General features: G+C 70.1%; 14 protein-coding genes. 8 read left to right on the forward strand and 6 right to left on the reverse strand.

The features are described from left to right. Position 1 precedes the first annotated feature (1 nt). The 7 genes from tssM (at position 2) to tssH (ending at position 10,826) form a co-directional block, all read left to right on the forward strand. Entirely contained in the window at positions 2-3,649 is a 3,648-nt protein-coding gene (tssM, locus tag R3F55_03200; GenBank protein MEZ5666439.1) for a type VI secretion system membrane subunit TssM, read from the forward strand. After that, a complete protein-coding gene (gene tagF, locus R3F55_03205) occupies positions 3,631-4,419 on the forward strand; it encodes a type VI secretion system-associated protein TagF (GenBank protein MEZ5666440.1) in 789 nt (262 codons plus the stop codon). Before tssM ends, tagF begins: the two co-directional genes overlap by 19 nt. A 10-nt stretch (positions 4,420-4,429) precedes the next feature. Continuing rightward, complete coding sequence (locus tag R3F55_03210) at positions 4,430-5,221, forward strand: protein phosphatase 2C domain-containing protein (GenBank protein ID MEZ5666441.1); 792 nt, start codon at positions 4,430-4,432, stop codon at positions 5,219-5,221. Between the two features lie 30 nt (positions 5,222-5,251). Next, a complete protein-coding gene (locus tag R3F55_03215; GenBank protein MEZ5666442.1) occupies positions 5,252-6,166 on the forward strand; it encodes a DUF3365 domain-containing protein in 915 nt (304 codons plus the stop codon). A gap of 28 nt (positions 6,167-6,194) precedes the next feature. Then, the gene (locus tag R3F55_03220; GenBank protein MEZ5666443.1) at positions 6,195-7,568 is read left to right on the forward strand and encodes a serine/threonine-protein kinase; all 1,374 of its coding nucleotides are present in this window, start codon (positions 6,195-6,197) and stop codon (positions 7,566-7,568) included. Next, the gene (locus R3F55_03225) at positions 7,568-7,957 is read left to right on the forward strand and encodes a DUF4280 domain-containing protein (protein MEZ5666444.1); all 390 of its coding nucleotides are present in this window, start codon (positions 7,568-7,570) and stop codon (positions 7,955-7,957) included. The genes R3F55_03220 and R3F55_03225 overlap by 1 nt, the downstream gene beginning before the upstream one ends. Before the next feature lie 157 nt (positions 7,958-8,114). Then, positions 8,115-10,826, forward strand: a complete 2,712-nt coding sequence (tssH, locus tag R3F55_03230; protein ID MEZ5666445.1) for a type VI secretion system ATPase TssH — start codon at positions 8,115-8,117, stop codon at positions 10,824-10,826. Positions 10,827-10,878: 52 nt separating this feature from the next. Here tssH and R3F55_03235 read toward each other — a convergent pair whose 3' ends face one another. From R3F55_03235 to R3F55_03260, 6 genes are all read right to left on the reverse strand, one after another. Next, complete coding sequence (locus R3F55_03235) at positions 10,879-11,472, reverse strand: fasciclin domain-containing protein (GenBank protein ID MEZ5666446.1); 594 nt, start codon at positions 11,470-11,472, stop codon at positions 10,879-10,881. A 257-nt stretch (positions 11,473-11,729) separates the two neighbouring features. Then, positions 11,730-12,170: a DUF1810 domain-containing protein gene (locus tag R3F55_03240; protein MEZ5666447.1), complete on the reverse strand. Its 441-nt coding sequence runs from the start codon at positions 12,168-12,170 to the stop codon at positions 11,730-11,732. A 1-nt stretch (position 12,171) separates the two neighbouring features. Next, positions 12,172-13,158, reverse strand: a complete 987-nt coding sequence (locus R3F55_03245) for a lysophospholipid acyltransferase family protein (GenBank protein MEZ5666448.1) — start codon at positions 13,156-13,158, stop codon at positions 12,172-12,174. Next, positions 13,155-15,191 (reverse strand): TRAP transporter permease, encoded by a 2,037-nt coding sequence (locus R3F55_03250; GenBank protein MEZ5666449.1) that lies wholly within the window; start codon positions 15,189-15,191, stop codon positions 13,155-13,157. Before R3F55_03250 ends, R3F55_03245 begins: the two co-directional genes overlap by 4 nt. Positions 15,192-15,351: 160 nt before the next feature. Next, on the reverse strand, positions 15,352-16,362 hold the full coding sequence (locus R3F55_03255; GenBank protein MEZ5666450.1) for a TAXI family TRAP transporter solute-binding subunit: 1,011 nt from the start codon (positions 16,360-16,362) through the stop codon (positions 15,352-15,354). Between the two features lie 141 nt (positions 16,363-16,503). Continuing rightward, positions 16,504-17,256 carry a TerC family protein gene (locus R3F55_03260; GenBank protein MEZ5666451.1) on the reverse strand — a complete coding sequence of 251 codons (753 nt, stop codon included), beginning with the start codon at positions 17,254-17,256 and terminating at the stop codon, positions 16,504-16,506. Between R3F55_03260 and R3F55_03265 the strand changes: the two genes are divergently transcribed. Then, a complete protein-coding gene (locus R3F55_03265; protein MEZ5666452.1) occupies positions 17,255-17,407 on the forward strand; it encodes a hypothetical protein in 153 nt (50 codons plus the stop codon). The genes R3F55_03260 and R3F55_03265 overlap by 2 nt on opposite strands. The last annotated feature ends 6 nt before the right edge of the window (positions 17,408-17,413 follow it).

Here is a 17,413-nt window from a genome sequence, read left to right on the forward strand (position 1 = left end):
CATGCTGTCGCTGCTCGGTCGCTTCATCCGCTCGCCCTGGTTCTGGTCGCTGATCGGCGTCCTGATCCTGTGCGTCGCGATCTGGTTCCTGTTCGGCGCCATCGGCATCGGCGGCGTCTATCCGTTCGAGGACCCGATCTATCGCCTGGGCGCGATCCTCGTCGTGGTCGTGGTCTACTTCGCCGTCGTCTTCATCTCGATGCTGCGCTCGCAGGGCGCCAACCGGAAGATGGTCGAGGACCTGGAGACGGCGGGCACCGCCGCGGTCACGGCCGAGGACGAGGAGATGACGGCGCAGGAGGTGGCCACCCTGCGCGAGCGGATGCGCGAGGCGATGCGCCTGCTGCGCAACGCCAAGTTCGGCCGCGGCCTGGGCCGGCGCTATCTCTACCAGCTGCCCTGGTACATGCTGGTCGGCCCGCCGGGCTCCGGCAAGACCACGGCGCTGGTGAAGTCGGGCCTGCGCTTCGTGCTGGCCGACAAGCTGGGCACCGAGGCGGTGCGCGGCGTCGGCGGCACCCGCAACTGCGACTGGTGGTTCACCGACGAGGCGGTGCTGATCGACACCGCCGGCCGTTACACCACCCAGGACGCCCGCGCCTCGGTCGATGCCGGCGGCTGGCAGGCTTTTCTCGACCTGCTGCGCCGCAACCGACCGCGCCAGCCGCTGAACGGCGTGTTCATCGTCATCGCCATCAACGAGGTGATGGGGATGGACGACGCGCACCGCGCCGAGCACGCCAAGATCATCCGCAACCGCATCAACGAGCTGCACGAGCGGCTGCGCCAGCGCTTCCCGATCTACGTGATGCTGACCAAGTGCGACCTGGTCGCCGGCTTCACCGAGTTCTTCGACGAGATGGGCGGCGAGGAGCGCCAGCAGGTCTGGGGCACGACCTTCGCGCTGGACGACGACCGCACGGTCGACGGCACCGCGGCGGGCTTCAGCCGCGAGTTCGACCTGCTGGTCGACCGGCTGAACCAGCGCCTGGTCGACCGCATGCACCGCGAGCTCGATATCGAGCGGCGGGCGCTGGTCTACGGCTTCCCGGCGCAGATGGCCTCGCTGCGCGACCTGCTGCAGGAGTTCCTCGACGCCGTGTTCCGGCCGAGCCAGTTCGAGGAACGGCCGATGCTGCGCGGCGTGTATTTCACCAGCGGCACCCAGGAAGGCACCCCGATCGACCGGCTGATGGGCTCGCTGGCCGCCCGCTTCGGCGTCAGCCGCAGCACCCTGCCGGCGTTCAGCGGCGGCGGCCGCTCCTATTTCGTCACCCGGCTGCTGCGCGAGGTGGCCTTCCCCGAGGCCTATATCGCCACCGCGCGCTCGGCGCGCGAACGGCGGCGGATCTGGATCCGGCGCACCGGCTACGCCGCGATCGCGCTGCTGGTGCTGGCCGCCGGCGCCGCCTGGGCGCTGAGCTATCTCGGCAACCGCGAACTGATCGCCGATGTCGAAGGCGACATCGACAGCTACAACGCCGCGCTGGCGCAGATGGACGTGGCTGCGGTCGACGACACCGACTTCGCCAAGGCCAGCGGCGTGCTCGACATCCTGCGCGCCATTCCGGTCCGCGACCCGGCGGCGGTGGCGTCGCCGCCGCTGGAGCTGACCTTCGGCCTCTACCAGGGCGACAAGCTGCAGGTGCCGGCGGAGCAGTCCTACATCCGCGCGCTGAACAAGCTGCTGGCGCCGCGGCTGTTCCTGCACCTGGAAGACAAGATCGACCAGTATGCCGACGCGATGCAGAACGGCGGCAGCCAGGCCGACCAGAACGCGCTGTACGACGAACTCAAGGCCTATCTGATGCTCGGCAAGGGCGGCGAGCTGGCCGCCGACGAGCGCGACGCCATCGTCAAGGTGTTCGACGCCGACTGGCGCGCGCTCTATCCCGGGGCGGAGAACGATGCGCTGCGCAGCGCGCTCGGCGCCCATCTCGACACGCTGCTCGACAACCGCACCTACGACATCGGGCTGGACAGCGGGCTGGTCGAGCGCGCCCGCCAGGCGCTGACCAACATCCCGCTCGAGGGCGAGGCCTATGAGGCGATCCGCGGCAGCGAGGCGGCGCGCAACCTGCCGACCTGGCGGGTAATCGACCACATCGGCTCGCAAGGCGACCGGGTGATCGTGCGCCGGTCCGACGGGACGCCGCTGACCGCCGGCGTGCCCGGGCTCTATACCTATCGCGGCTTCACCGAGGTGTTCCTGCCGGCGCTCGACCGCATCACCGACAGCGTGGCGCGACAAGGCTGGGTGCTGAGCGACGACACCGGAGCCGACCAGACCGCGGCGATCGCGCGGTTCCGCGACGGCGTCACCCAGGCCTACATGAACGACTACATCGAATACTGGGACCGGCTGCTGAACGACGTCACCGTCGTGCCGATCACCTCGCTGGACCAGGCCCGGATGGTGCTGAACATCCTCGCCAGCCCGTCGTCGCCGCTGAAGACCTTCCTGTCCGACGCGGCGCAGGAGACCACGCTGGCCAGGCCGCAGCCGGCGCCGCCGCCAGGCACCGCCCCGGCCGACGGCAGCGCGCCGGCGGACGGCAGCGCACCGGCGGCCGGCGGCGACGCCGCGGCAGGCCAGGGCGCCGACGCGGGCGGCAGCCCGGTGCTCGGCACCGGCGGCGCGGCCGCGCCGGCCGGCCCGCAGCCGGGCCAGTACGTCAACGACCATTTCCAGCCGCTGCACCAGCTGGTGCAGGGCGCCGACGGCCAGCCGCCGCTGCTGGACCAGATGGTGTCGGATTTCGCCGGCCTCTATGCCGGGCTCAACGCGCTGCAGGCGGGCGACGGCACCGTGCCGGCCAGCCTGACCGAGGCGATCCAGAAGGCCAACGCCACCGCCGGCGCCGCGCCGGAGCCGGTGGCCAGCGTGGTGGCGGAGGTGATGGCGGCCGCGGCCTCGGTCGGCGCCGGCGGCGCGCTCGACTCGCTGCGCGAAAGCTACCTGACCACGGTCTATCCGCAGTGCAGCCAGCTGCTGGCCGACCGCTATCCGTTCGAGCCGACCAGCAACGACCCGGTCACCCTGGCCAACCTGGCGGCGGTGTTCGCGCCGGGCGCCCTGCTCGACGGCTTCTTCCAGGCCAACCTGGCCCAGCATGTCGACCAGTCGGTGAAGCCGTGGCGCTGGAAACCGGAATCGGTCAGCCTCAACATCTCCAACGCCGCGCTGCAACAGTTCGAGCGCGCGGCCGACATCCGCTCGGTGTTCTTCGCCGCCGGCGCGGTGCCGTCGGTGAGCTTTACCATGAACCCGCTGCTGACCGCCGGCACCATCAACCGGGCGCTGCTGACCATCGACGGCAAGACCTATGTGTACGAGAATGCGCCGGTCGACCCGTTTCCGGTGAAATGGCCGGACCCGGCCGGCCCGCCAGGCGCGCGCATCGAGTTCACGCCGCGGGTCGACGGCCAGCCCAACGGCGCCACCTTCGACGGCGAATGGGGCTGGTTCCACATGCTCGACGCGGCGCGGAACGCCGGCAATGTTCAACCCGGTGCAACCTCTGATAAACTCACCGTAACCATCTCGGCGGGCAATCGTTCCGCCACCTACGCGGTGCAGACCAACGGCGTGATCAACCCGTTCAATGCGCCCGACCTGTGGGAGTTCCGGTGTCCGACCACGCTCTGAGGCTGATCGACCGGCCGTCCTGCGGCTACTTCGGCAAGGTGCCGCTGACCGGCGACTTCGTCCGCAGCGCGCTGCCCGACGGTTTCCTGCGGCCGTGGGACCTGTGGTTGCAGACCGCGATCGAGCGCAGCCGCGCCGACCTCGGCGAGCGGTGGCTGAAATACTACCTGACCAGCCCGGTGTGGCGCTTCGCGCTGTCCGGCGGCATCTGCGGCGAGCGCCCGATCGCCGGCGTGATGATGCCCAGCGTCGACCAGGTCGGCCGCTATTTCCCGCTTTGCCTGGCCGCGGCGCTGCCCGCCGACGCCCGGCCGGCCGTGGTGGCGGCGACCGAGAGCGACTGGTACTGGAAAGCGGAATGCACGGTTCTCGCCTCGCTGGAGGACGAGTTCGAGCTGAAGGTGCTGGACGCGGCGGTGCGCGACATCGGCCTGCCCGCCTGCTGCGCGCCGCGGCATGGGACGGCGGCCGGCCGCGACGGCCCGCGGGTGGCGCAGGGGTGGGATTCGTTGCGGGTCGAACTGGCCGGCGAGGACCTGCAGCTGGTCTATCCCGGCCTGCTCGACCAGTTGCTGGCGCGCATGCTGCAGCCCTGCAGCCTGTGGTGGACGCTGGGCTCGGAGGACGTCGACCCGGTGCTGGTCGCCTGCCGCGGCCTGCCGCCGGCCGACCAGTTCGCGGCCTTCCTCGACGGCGACTGGGCCGCCTGGGGCTGGAACGACGGCATCGCGCGCCACGGCGCCGGCACCGTCATCGCCGGCGGCCGCTGAGGGCGGGGCGGTGAGCGTGGACCAGGATGCGGCGACCCGGGCCGGCGGCCAGTTCGCGCAGTTCCGCTTCCGCTCGCACGGCGTCACCCACATCGGCAATGTGCGCAAGCTGAACGAGGATGCGTTCCTCGACCGCGGCGACATCGGGCTGTGGGTGGTCGCCGACGGCATGGGCGGCCACCAGAGCGGCGACTATGCCAGCCGGCTGATCGTCGAGACGCTGGCGGCCGTGCGCGCGCCGGACTCGGCCAGCGCGCTGCTGCACGACGTCAAGCACCGGCTCGACCAGGTCCATATCGCCCTGCAGACCGAGGCGGCCTCGCGCGGCGAGGGCGCGGTGATCGCCAGCACCGTCGCCGCGCTGATGGCGCACGGCGCGCACTATGCCTGCGTGTGGGCCGGCGACAGCCGGGTCTATCGCTGCCGCGGCGGCGAGCTGCGCCAGCTGACCACGGACCACAGCTATGTGCAGACGCTGGTCGACCAGGGGCTGCTGGCGCCGGACAAGGTCGCCGCCCATCCCTATGCCAATGTCGTCACCCGCGCGGTCGGCACCGACCAGACGCTGGAGCTCGACATCGCCACCGGCGAGCTGGCCGCGCACGACCGCTTCCTGCTGTGCAGCGACGGGCTGAACCGGCAGGTGCTCGACGGCCAGATCGCCGGCGTGCTGGCGGGGGCGGACTGCGCCAAGGCGGCGGCGGCGCTGATCGATCTGGCGCTGAGCACCGGCGCGCGCGACAACGTGACCGCCGTGGTGATCGATGTCGAGTCCGCGCCGGTCGGCACGGGCCTGGGCTGAGCGGACGGCAGGCGGGAGAGCGACGGCGCGATGGGACTGAGAACGAAGTTCAACCTGGTGCTGGTGGTGGCCTTCGCGATCGGCCTCGGTCTGGCCGCATTGCTGTCGTTCCGGATCATCGAGCGCAACGCGACCGAGGAGGTGATCCAGAACGCCAACGTGATGATCGAGGCCGCCAGCGCCGTGCGCACCTACACCAGCACCGAGATCGCGCCGCTGCTGAACTTCGAGGTGGAGGTGCAGGAGGCCGAGGCCGCCGCCGCCAACGACCCCGACTTCCGCCTGTTCCTGCCGCACACCGTGCCGGCGTTCGCGGCCAAGGCCAACCTCGGCCTGATGCTGGGCAAGTTCGAAGACTATTCCTATCGCGAGGCCGCGCTGGCGCCGACCAACCCCAGCGACCTGGCGACGCCGTTCGAGGCCGACATCATCGGCCAGTTCGGCGCCGACCCGCAGCTGACCGAGATCGTGCGCCAGCACGAGGAGGACGGCGAGCAGTACATGGTGCTGGCCCGGCCGATCCGGGTTTCCTCGGAAAGCTGCCTGGTCTGCCACTCGGTGCCGGCCCGCGCACCGCAGGCCATGCTGGACCTCTACGGCGAGGAGAACGGCTTCGGCTGGCAGATCGACCAGGTGGTGGCGGCGCAGATCGTGACCGTGCCGATGTCGGTGCCGCTGGACCGCGCCGACACGGTGTTCCGCTTCTTCATGATCACGCTGGCTGGCGTTTTCGTCCTCGTGTTGATAATCCTTAACGTGATCCTGCAATATGTGGTGATTAAGCCGGTCTTGCGGATGTCCGACATCGCAGGCCGGGTTAGCATGGGCGAGAGCGACGTGCCGGAATATGTGCGCCCCGGCAAGGACGAGATCGCATCGCTTTCAGTCTCGTTCAACCGGATGCGGCGTAGTCTGGAGAACGCCATGAAACTGTTGGACGAATGAGCTTGCGGCTGGCACGGGAATCTGGGCGGTGAACACACCTGGCGAAAGCACGATCGAGAGCATCGGCCGGTACAAGATCGAGAAGGTGCTCGGCCGCGGCGCCATGGGCGTGGTCTACAAGGGCTACGACGAGGGCATCGACCGCTTCGTCGCCATCAAGACCGTTCACCGCAACCTGCTGATCGGCGAGGAGGGAGCGGACTGGCTGCAGCGCTTCCGCCGCGAGGCGCGGGCCGCCGGGCGCTGCCTGCACCAGAACATCGTCACCATCTTCGAGTTCGGCGAGCAGGACGGCATGCCGTACATCGTGATGGAGTATGTCGAGGGCCGCGAGCTGGGCGACATGATCCGCGGCGGCGAGCGGCTGGATCGCAAGCAGGCGATCGACGTGGTCGCGCAGGTGCTCGACGCGCTGCAATATGCGCACGCCAACGCCATCGTCCACCGCGACATCAAGCCGGGCAACATCATCATCCTGAAGGACGGCACCGTGAAGGTGACCGACTTCGGCATCGCCCGCATCGACAGCACCAGCATGACCGCCCACGGCTCGGTGGTCGGCACGCCCAGCTACATGTCGCCGGAACAGTTCACCGGCGGCGAGATCGACCGGCGGTCGGACATCTTCTCCACCGGCGTGGTGCTGTTCGAGCTCCTGACCGGCCAGAAGCCGTTCCCGGGCAAGAGCGCCACCGAGGTGATGTACAAGCTGTTGAACCACGAGCCGCCGGCGGTGACCACGCTGAACCCGACCCTGCCGATCGCGATGAACGCGGTCGTGCTGAAGGCGCTGTCGCGCAATCCGGACGACCGCTTCGCCACCGCGGCCGAGTTCAAGTCGATGCTGCAGCAGGCCGCGGCGACCGCGCCGGCCGCCGACGACATGACCGTGGTGATGCCCTCGCCGCCGCCGCGGCCGGCCGCGACGCCGCCCACGCCGGCGCCGGGACGGCCGGCCGGCATCGACGACGAGGCGACGCTGAAAATGGTGTCCGACGCGCTCAGCTATCACATCGGCCCGGTGGCCAAGGTGGTGGTCGAGCAGGCGGCGAAGCAGGCGGCCAGCGTCGACAGTCTCTACGACACCGTCGCCACCAGCATCGCCAACCCGGACGAGCGCAACGCCTTCCTGCGCGGACGCACCGGCGCGACCGGCGTGCAGCCGACGCCCGCGCCGGCCGCGCCCAGCGCGCCGCCGTCGGCCCTCGGCGAGATCTCGGCCGACGACATCGTCAAGGTGCAACAGGAACTCGCCGTGCATCTCGGCCCGATCGCCAAGATCCTAACCAAGCGGGCGACCAAGACCGTCGGCGACCGCAATGCGCTGATCCGCGCGGTGGCGGAGCACATCCCGACCGACAAGGAACGCGCCGAGTTCTTCCGCCGGCTCGGGCTGCGCTGATGCCGAACCAGGTCGTCGCCACCGGCATGGCGCAGTGCACCTTCGGCACCGCGCCGACCGCGCTGATGGTCGTCGACCCGACCCGGCCGCTGGTCAGCAACATGCCGGCGGCCAACATCATGGACCACGCGCCGATCGTGAACCTGCCGACCTTCGGCATGTGCAACACGCCGTCGAACCCGATGGTGGCGGCGGCGACCGCGGCCGCGCTCGGCGTGCTCACCCCGATGCCGTGCATCCCGGCGACCGCGGCGCCCTGGGTCCCCGGCGCGCCGACCGTGCTGGTCGGCAGCATGCCGGCGCTGCACGACGGCTGCAAATGCATGTGCAACTGGGGCGGCGTGATCTCGATCAACTTCGCCGGCCAGGTGACCACCCAGGTCGGCTGAGCCGGCGGACATGGCCCGGGTCGGCGTGTTCAGGCGCCGTTAAGACCCTGGCGCCGAGACTTCGGCGGTCCCCGCCGCCGGCGTCGCTCGACGCCACCCCCGCATTCGGTTAATTTCGCGCAATCCTCACCTTGCCCCCACGCCCGAGGTACATGACATGGCCGCTCCGCTCCGCACGCTGATCAAGCGCTTGAACCCGGTCTGCTACGCCGCGCTGGAGAGCGCGGGCGGCCTGTGCCTGTCGCGCTCGCACTACGAGGTCGACCTCGAGCACTTCTTCGCCAAGCTGCTGGAAGGCAACAACACCGACCTGCACCAGATCCTCAGCCACTACGACCAGAACCAGGACCGGGTGCGCCGCGACCTCGACGCGGCGATGGACAAGTTCAAGACCGGCAACACCCGCACGCCGGTGTTCTCGCCGCGCATCCAACGGCTGCTGGAGGCGGCGTGGATGGTCTCGTCGGTCGACTTCGAGGCAGGCCAGATCCGCAGCGCCCACATCCTGATCGCGGCGCTGCGCGACACCGAGTTCGCCATGCTGCTGGAGCGCACCTCCGAGGCGTTCGGCGCGATCAACCCGGAGCAGCTGAAGGACCAGCTCGACGACATCACCGGCGGTTCGATGGAAGCGGTCGGCGGCGCGCGCAGCGGCAGCGCCGAGGGCGCGGCACAGCAGGGCGGGCCGGTGCCGTCCGGCCCGGCCGGCCAGGGCGAGCTCGGCAAATACACCATCAACCTGACCGAGCGGGCCAAGGCCGGCCAGATCGACCCGGTGCTGGGCCGCGACGCCGAGATCCGCCAGATGGTCGACATCCTGTCGCGGCGCCGCCAGAACAACCCGATCCTCACCGGCGAGGCCGGCGTCGGCAAGACCGCGGTGGTCGAGGGCCTGGCCCAGCGCATCGCCGACGACGACGTGCCGCCGATCCTGAAGGGCGTCACCCTGCTCACCCTCGACCTCGGCCTGCTGCAGGCCGGCGCCAGCGTGAAGGGCGAGTTCGAGCGCCGGCTGCGCGCGGTGATCGACGAGGTCAAGGCCTCGAAGACGCCGATCATCATGTTCATCGACGAGGCGCACACGCTGATCGGCGCCGGCGGCGCCGCCGGCCAGGGCGATGCCGCCAACCTGCTGAAGCCGGCGCTGGCCCGCGGCGAGCTGCGCACGATCGCCGCCACCACCTGGTCGGAATACAAGAAGTACTTCGAGAAGGACCCGGCGCTGACCCGCCGCTTCCAGGTGGTCAAGGTCGAGGAGCCGGACGAGGCCCGCGCCACCGCGATGATCCGCGGCGTCGCCAACACCATGGAGACCCACCACAAGGTGCGGGTGCTGGACGAGGCGGTGCGCGCCGCGGTCAGCCTTTCCAACCGCTACCTGGCCGGCCGCCAGCTGCCGGACAAGGCGGTCAGCCTGCTCGACACCGCCTGCGCGCGGGTCAAGATCTCGCAGAATTCCACGCCGGCGCCGATCGAGGACATCCAGCGCCAGCTGGAGAACATCGCCGCCGAGACCCGCGCGCTGGAGCGCGAGCAGAAGACCGGTGCCGACCATGGCGACGCCATCGCCAAGCTGGCCGGCGAGCGCACGCGGCTGGAGGGCGAGCTCGCCACGCTGAAGGAACGCTGGTCGCAGGAAAAGGCGCTGGTCGACCGCATCGACGCCATGCGCCGCCAGCTCGAGGGTGCGCCCGGCGAGGACAAGCCGGCGGCGCCGGTGCAGGCCAACGGCGACGCGGCGGCGGGCGCGGCCCAGGCGGCGGCGGAGATGCCGGCGGAGCCGGCCACGCGCGAGGCGCTGGCCGGACTGACCCATGAGCTGCGCGCCATGCAGGGCGAGGTGCCGCTGGTCTATCCGGTGGTCACCGACCAGACCGTGGCCGAGGTGCTGTCCGGCTGGACCGGCATCCCGCTCGGCAGCATGGTCAAGGACGAGATCGCGGCGGTGCTGGAGCTGAAGGACCGGCTGGCCGAACGGGTGATCGGCCAGGACCATGCGCTCGACATCATCGCCCAGCGCATCCGCACCGCCCGCGCCAACCTCGACGATCCCGGCAAGCCGATCGGCGTGTTCATGCTGGTCGGCACCAGCGGCGTCGGCAAGACCGAGACCGCGCTGGCGCTGACCGAGCTGCTGTACGGCGGCGAGCGCAACATCATCTCGATCAACATGTCCGAGTACCAGGAGGCGCACACCGTCTCCAACCTCAAGGGCAGCCCGCGCGGCTATGTCGGCTATGGCGAGGGCGGCGTGCTGACCGAGGCGGTGCGGCGCCGGCCCTACAGCGTGGTGCTGCTCGACGAGGTCGAGAAGGCGCACCCGGACGTGATGGAGCTGTTCTTCCAGGTGTTCGACAAGGGCGACCTCGAGGATGCCGAGGGCCGCAGCATCGACTTCAAGAACACGGTCATCATCCTGACCTCGAACGTCGGCACCGACACCATCATGACCATGTGCGGCCGCGGCAAGGAACGACCGCAGCCGGATGCGATCATCGACGCGATCCGGCCGGAGCTGAACAGCCGGTTCAAGCCGGCGCTGCTCGGCCGCATGGTGGTGGTGCCGTTCTACCCGATCAACGACCAGATGCTGGACCGCATCACCCGGCTGAAGCTGAACAAGATCGTGCGCCGGGTGGAACACAACCACGGCGCCTTCATGAGCTACGACGACGCCGTGGTTCAGGCGCTGTGCGCGCGGTGCACCGACACCGATTCCGGCGCGCGCACCATCGACAACATCCTGACCGGCTCGATCCTGCCGGAGATCGCCCAGACCGTGCTGCAGCGCATGGCCGAAGGCCAGGACATCGAGATGATCAAGCTGAAGGCCGAGGACGGCGGCGCGATCGGCTTCGAGGTCAGCTGAAAAAAAGTTGGGCCGGCGCGGTCCAACAGCCGCGCCGGCCCGCGAGGCCGCCCTACATCTTCGGCAGCAGCACCGTGTCGACGGCATGCACCATGCCGTTCGACTGGGCGACGTCGGCCAGGATCACCCGCGCCGCGCCGCCGTTCTCGTCCGTCACCACCAGCGTGTTGCCGTCCATGCTGAGCGTCAGCATGCGCCCGGCGACGGTCTCGATGCTGGCCGAGCCGTCGGTCGCCATCGCGCGCGCGATCAGGTCGGTGGCCGAGTAGTCGCCGGCAACCACGTGATAGGTCAGGATTTCGGTCAGCTGGTCCTTCATGTCGGGCTGCACCAGCGCTTCGACCGTGCCCTCCGGCAGCTTGGCGAAGGCGTCGTCGGTCGGCGCGAACACGGTGAACGGGCCCGGGCTCGACAGCGTCTCGACCAGGTCCGCCGCCTTCACCGCCGCCACCAGCGTGGTCAGGTTGTCGGCGGTCGAGGCGTTTTCGACGATGGTGCGGTCGGGGTACATCGGCGCGCCGCCGACCATCACCGGCTCCTGGGCCAGCGCGGCCGATGCGGCGAACGTGCCGGCGGCCAGCGCGGCGGCGGCCAGCGCGGCGGCGGCAAAGGTCGCACGGGAAAGCAACGAAGTCGAGACGGCCATGTCAGTGTCCTCACCTGAACAAGCGAAATATTCGATGGTCGTGGTCGCAGCTCGACTGCGGCCAGCGGCGACCGGACCCGGTTTCGAAAACGGATCGTGTTGCGCCCCCGAACCTGCCGTCTTGACCATGCGGCGTTCGATTTCAGGTTCACTGCCGAACCGTCTTCTTGCTCTGGGGTACGCCGCGGGCGTCGGGCTGGATTTACAGATCGGCCGGCGTGGCTGCGGCGCCTGTGACGGCCGTCACACCGCGGCCGCTACAGCAGGGCCTCGGTCAGCGGATCGGCTTCGCCGGCGTAGTAGCGCTCCAGCACGGCGCGGAACGGCGTCGGGTCGTCGGCACCGGCGGCGAACAGGGTCATCGACGAGCGCAGCTTGATGTCGTCCGGGCTGCCGAGGATGGCGTGCGCGCTGCGGCCCTCGACCGCCAGCAGCAGCGCGACGCAGCGGTGCAGCCGCGGCCCGAGGACCGGATGGGCGAGATAGGCCCGCGCCTCGTCGCGGCCGGACAGCGCATAGCGCTGCGCCGTCGGGCTGCGGCCGAGGCCGGCGATCTGCGGGAACACGAACCACATCCAGTGGCTGGTCTTGCGGCCGGCGCCAAGCTCCGCCAGCACCCGGTCCCACACCGGCGCCTGGGCGTCGACGAAGCGCTGCAGGTCGAAACGGTCGGCGCCCGGCTGCGCCGCGTCGCCCATCTCAGCCGGCCGATTTCGCCGAGGGGCCGTTGGTCGCGGCCGGCACCAGCGTGTCGCCGCGCCACTTGCCCCAGCGGTTGTGCAGCCAGAACCACTCGCCGGGCCGCTCCTCGATCCAGCGTTCCAGCACGCGGTTGAGGGCGTCGGTCATCGCGGTGATCCGCTCTTCGGTGGTGCCTTCCGCCGGCGGTTCCACCGGCGGCTCGACGATAGTGCGCAAATGGCAGCCCTTGATCCGCACCGTGCGCGTCGGCAGCACGCAATAGCCGAAGCGCACCGCCAGGAAGGCGGGCAGGGTGGTGGTGTTGGCCGGGTGGCCGAAGAACAGCAGGGTCTCGCCCTCGTTCAGCTTCTGGTCGAACAGGATGCCCATCGGCTCGCCCTTGCGCGCCGCGGCGATCAGCTGGCGCGACCCGCGCACGCCCTTGGGCAGCAGCCGGCCGCCGCCCGGCTTGCGCATGCGGTTGATCAGCTTGTCGACGATCGGGTTGTTGGCGGTGCGATAGACCCGGACCACCTGCATGCCCAGCGCGAGGCCCGACAGCACCGGCATTTCCCAGTTGCCGTAGTGGCCGGAGATGCAGGCGATCGGCCGCTTCGCCGCCATTGCCGCGACCACATGCTCGCGGCCCTCGAACTCGTGGAACGGCTTGTCGCCGGGCAGGCCGTAGCGGGCCATCTGGGTCAGCTCCACCACAGTCCGGCCCATGTTGTCCCACATGTCGCGCACGATGCGGCGGCGGGCGGCGGCGTCGAGATGCGGCATCGCCAGTTTCAGGTTGCGCTCCGCCCGCTGGCTGACCGACAGCCGCGGCCCGACCGTGCGCGCGAACCAGCCGCCCAGGCCCGACGCCGCCGACAGCGGCAGCAGCCGCAGCAGCCCGGTCAGCGCCACCGCCAGTGCCGCTTCCAGCCAGTCGGTGACGTTGCGCCGGATCCAGGGCCGGCGTTCCTCGCCGTTCCTGTCGGGGGTGTCGACGGCGGTCATGTCGGTGCGGCCTCCTGCCGGCTGTTGCGCCGTGCGATCGCCTGCTGCGCCACCACCGGGGCGGCCAGCACGGCACCGGCGGCCATGGTCTCCAGCCCCGGCGAGACGAACAGCAGCGAGGCGAAGCCCAGCATCCAGCGCCCCCAGGCCGGCACCGGCGCCAGCATGTAGCCGGAGAAGGCGGTGCCCAGCATGGCGATGCCGATCATCGCGCCGGCCAGCGTGATCGCGAAGCTGTCCCATGTGAAGCCGTCGACGACCAGCAGCAGCGACGGCGAATAGACGAAGACGAACGGCACCAGCGCCTTGGCGATGCCCAGGCGGAAGGCGGTGTTGCCGGTGCGGAACGGGTTGGCCCCGGCGATGCCGGCGCCGGCATAGGCGGCCAGCGCCACCGGCGGGGTGATGTCGGCCAGCACGCCGTAGTAGAAGACGAAGAAATGCGCCACCAGCGGCGGCACCGACAGCAGGCCCAGCGTCGGCGCGGCGATCGAGACCAGGATGACGTAGGTGGCCGTGGTCGGGATGCCGGCGCCCATCACCACGCAGGCGATCGCGGTGAACAGCAGGGTGAAGAACAGGGTCAGCGCGCCGCGGCCGAGCCAGTCCTCGGGCAGCACCAGGGTGATCGAATCGGCGACGTTGGCCGCCACCTGCGTGACCATGGCGCCCAGGTTGAATCCGACGCCGCTGGAGGTGACCACCCCGACGATGATGCCGACCGCCGCCGCGGCCGCGCCGACGGCCAGCGCGTATTTCGCGCCGGTCGACAGGGCGGTCATCAGTGCCGGCAGGGTCAGCCGGTCGCGCGGATTGAGGAAGCCGACGACGATGCAGCCGACCACGCCCCAGAAGGCGGCATTGTCGGGCGAACGGCCGGCGACGATCATGTAGACCAGGGTGGCGAGCGGGATCAGCGTCGGCCAGTGGTCGCGGATCACCTTGACGAAGCGCGGCAGTTCGTCCGGGCGCAGGCCGCGCAGGCCCAGCCGCTTCGCTTCCAGGTGGACCATGACGAAGATGCCGAAATAGTGCAGCGCGGCCGGCACCAGCGCGGCCAGCAGGATCTCGCGATAGGGCACCTCCAGGAAGTCGACCATGATGAAGGCGGCCGCGCCCATGATCGGCGGGGTGATCTGGCCGCCGGTCGACGCCGTCGCCTCCACCGCGCCGGCGAAATGCGGCGGATAGCCCACCTTCTTCATCGCCGGGATGGTCAGCGAGCCGGTGGTCACCGTGTTGGCGATCGACGAGCCGGAGATGGTGCCGAGCATGGCCGAAGAGAAGATCGCCACCTTGGCCGGGCCGCCGGCATAGCGGCCGGCGACGCAGGAGGCCACGTCGATGAACAGCTGGCCCAGCCCGATCCGGGTCGCCAGCACGCCGAACACCACGAACAGGAACACATATTGGGCGACCGCACCGATCGCCACGCCGTAGATGCCGTTCAGCGTCATGTAGAGATGGTCGATCATCACCGCCCAGGTCATGCCGGGGTGACGCAGCACGCCGGGCGCGTCCTGGCCGAACACGGCATAGGCGATGAACAGGGCGGCGATCACCGTCAGCACCGGCCCGACCGACCGCCGCGTCGCTTCCAGCACCACCACGATCAGCATGGTGCCGAACACCATGTCGGTCTGGTTCAGGTTGCCGGCGCGCACCGCCAGTGCCGCATTGGGCAGCAGCGGGACATAGAGCGCACCGGCGACGCCGGCGGCGCACAGCGCCCAGTCCCACAGCCCGACCCCGCCGGGATGGAGCAGGCCGCTCCGCCGCGGCGGCTGGCGCGTCGCCCGCCTGGTCGGCGCGAACATCAGGAATACCAGCGCCAGCACGAAGGCCAGGTGGATTCCGCGCAGCATCTGCTCGCTGATCGGCCCGAATCCGGCGACATAGAGGTGGAACAGCGTCATCGCCAGCAGCAGACCGGTGACGAACAGGGCGAAATACGGATGATGCCGCCGGAAGGCGAGTTCCGGGTCGTACTGCTCTTCGCTGTGGCGGCGATCGTCCGCGCTGGCGTCGGTCATGGCGGTCGGGGACGGGCGGCGGGTGGCAGCGGCGGCATCGCGCCGGGCGGCGGGCCCCAACCGGGCCGGCGCGCCAGGGCACCGGCCCGCGGCCGTTCCCGCCGGCCGGGACCGACGGGAACGGCGCGGATAGGGCCGCGCCGGCCGGCGCGGATCCGGCCTACTGGATCACGCCGATCTCGCGGTAGTAGCGCTCGGCGCCCGGGTGCAACGGGATGCCGATGCCGTCCAGGGCGGTGTCCAGCGTGACCAGCTTGCCCTTGGCGTGGCCCACGTCCAGCAGCACGCGGGTGTTGTCGTTCCACAGTGCCTTGGTGATGTCGTAGATCAGCGCCTCGTCCTCGTTGGCGCTGGTCAGCCACTGGGCACCGACGGCCAGCGTCTGCACTTCGGCCACGCCCTCGTAGGTGTCGGCGGGGATCACGTCGCTGGAGAAGAAGCCGAGGTCGGCGATCATGCCGTCGGCCTCGGGCCCGGCGATGGGCACCAGCACGACGTCGGCGCTGGCGGCCAGCTCCACCACCGCGCCGGTCGGATAGCCGGCGACGATGAAGAAGGCGTCGAGCTGGTCGTTGCGGATGCCGTCGGAGGCCGGCCCGGGCTTCAGATACTCGGCCTCGATGTCGTCCTCGCTGAGGCCGTAGGCGTTGAGGATCAGGGTGGCGTCGACATAGGTGCCGGAGCCGGGCTCGTCGAGCGACACCCGCTTGCCGGCCAGGTCGGCGACGGAGGCGATGCCGGCGTCGGCGCGGGCGACCAGGTGGATGTGCTCCGGATAGAGCGCGGCGATGGCGCGCAGGTCCGACATCGCCTCCTGCCCGTCGAACACGCCGGTGCCGGTATAGGCCCAATAGGCGACGTCGGACTGCGAGAAGCCGGAGTTGAACTGGCCGGAGGTGATGCCGTTGACGTTGTTGACCGAGCCGCGCGAAGACTGCGCCGCGGCGACCAGCCCGGGCACGCCGCAGCTGCCGCCGTCGTCGCAGGGCCGCGACCCCGGCGGGTTGGAGATCGCGGTGGCGATCACGCCGCCGAGCGGATAGTAGGTCGCCCCGGTGCCGCCGGTGCCGATGGTGAAGAAGCGGATGTCCTGCGCCGCGGCGCCGGCCGACACGGCGGCAAGGCCCAGCGTGGCGCCGACCAGCGGCGCGAAGATCCTGGATATGAACATCGGTTTCCCTCTCTCAGTTCTTCGTCGTGGTTCGTCGGACGGATAGCGGCCGTTCGGCCCGGTATCCCCCCTGGCGGCACCATAGCAAGGTCGGCGCGCGAAGGCTCGCCGCAATGCGCCCCTGCGGTCGGCAGGCCGCGGTCAGCCGGCCGCGGCCGCCTTGCGCCGCCGTTTGGCCCGCCGCGACAGCATGTTCAGCACCTCGACGCCGGCGGAAAAGCCCATGGCGGCGTAGACATAGCCCTTGGGCACGTGAAAGCCCATGCCGTCGGCGATCAGCGTCATGCCGATCATCAGCAGGAAGCTCAGCGCCAGCATCACGATGGTCGGGTTGGCCTCGATGAACCGGGCCAGCGGGCCGGCCGCCGCCAGCATCGCGCCGACCGCCACCACCACCGCCACCACCATGATCTCCACGTGCACGGTCATGCCCACGGCGGTGATGATGCTGTCGATCGAGAACACCAGGTCCAGCACCAGGATCTGCACGATGGCGGCGGAAAATCCGATCGATGCGACCTGGCCGACGAAGGTGGCCTGGTCCGGCTCGGCGTCGACGCTGTGGTGGATCTCTTTCGTCGCCTTCCACACCAGGAACAGGCCGCCGGCGATCAGGATCAGGTCCTTCCACGAGAAACCCTCGCCCAGCACCGTGAACAGCGGGTCGGTCAGCTGCACGATCCAGGCGATGGTGGCGAGCAGGCCCAGCCGCATGATCAGCGCAAGGCCGAGGCCGATCCGCCTGGCACGGGCGCGCATCGCCGGCGGCAGCTTGTTGGTGAGGATGGAGATGAACACCAGGTTGTCGATGCCGAGCACGACCTCCATGGCGACGAGGGTGACGAGGGCGACCCATGCGGTCGGGTCCGCGACGAGGGCGAGGATCGAGTCCATGTTTGTCCTGAGCTGGCTGTGGCACGAATCCCGGGGGAAACGCCGGCGCGAGAGAAATATCCCATATTCGGCCGGCGCGCTCGATTTGCGCGGGCCGGATCGGCGCAGCCAGTGGTTCGCCGAAACGCCGGCTGCGGCGACCGCGCGCTGACGCGCC

It is taken from the genome of Alphaproteobacteria bacterium (assembly GCA_041396705.1).
Taxonomy (GTDB): Bacteria; Pseudomonadota; Alphaproteobacteria; order CALKHQ01; family CALKHQ01; genus CALKHQ01.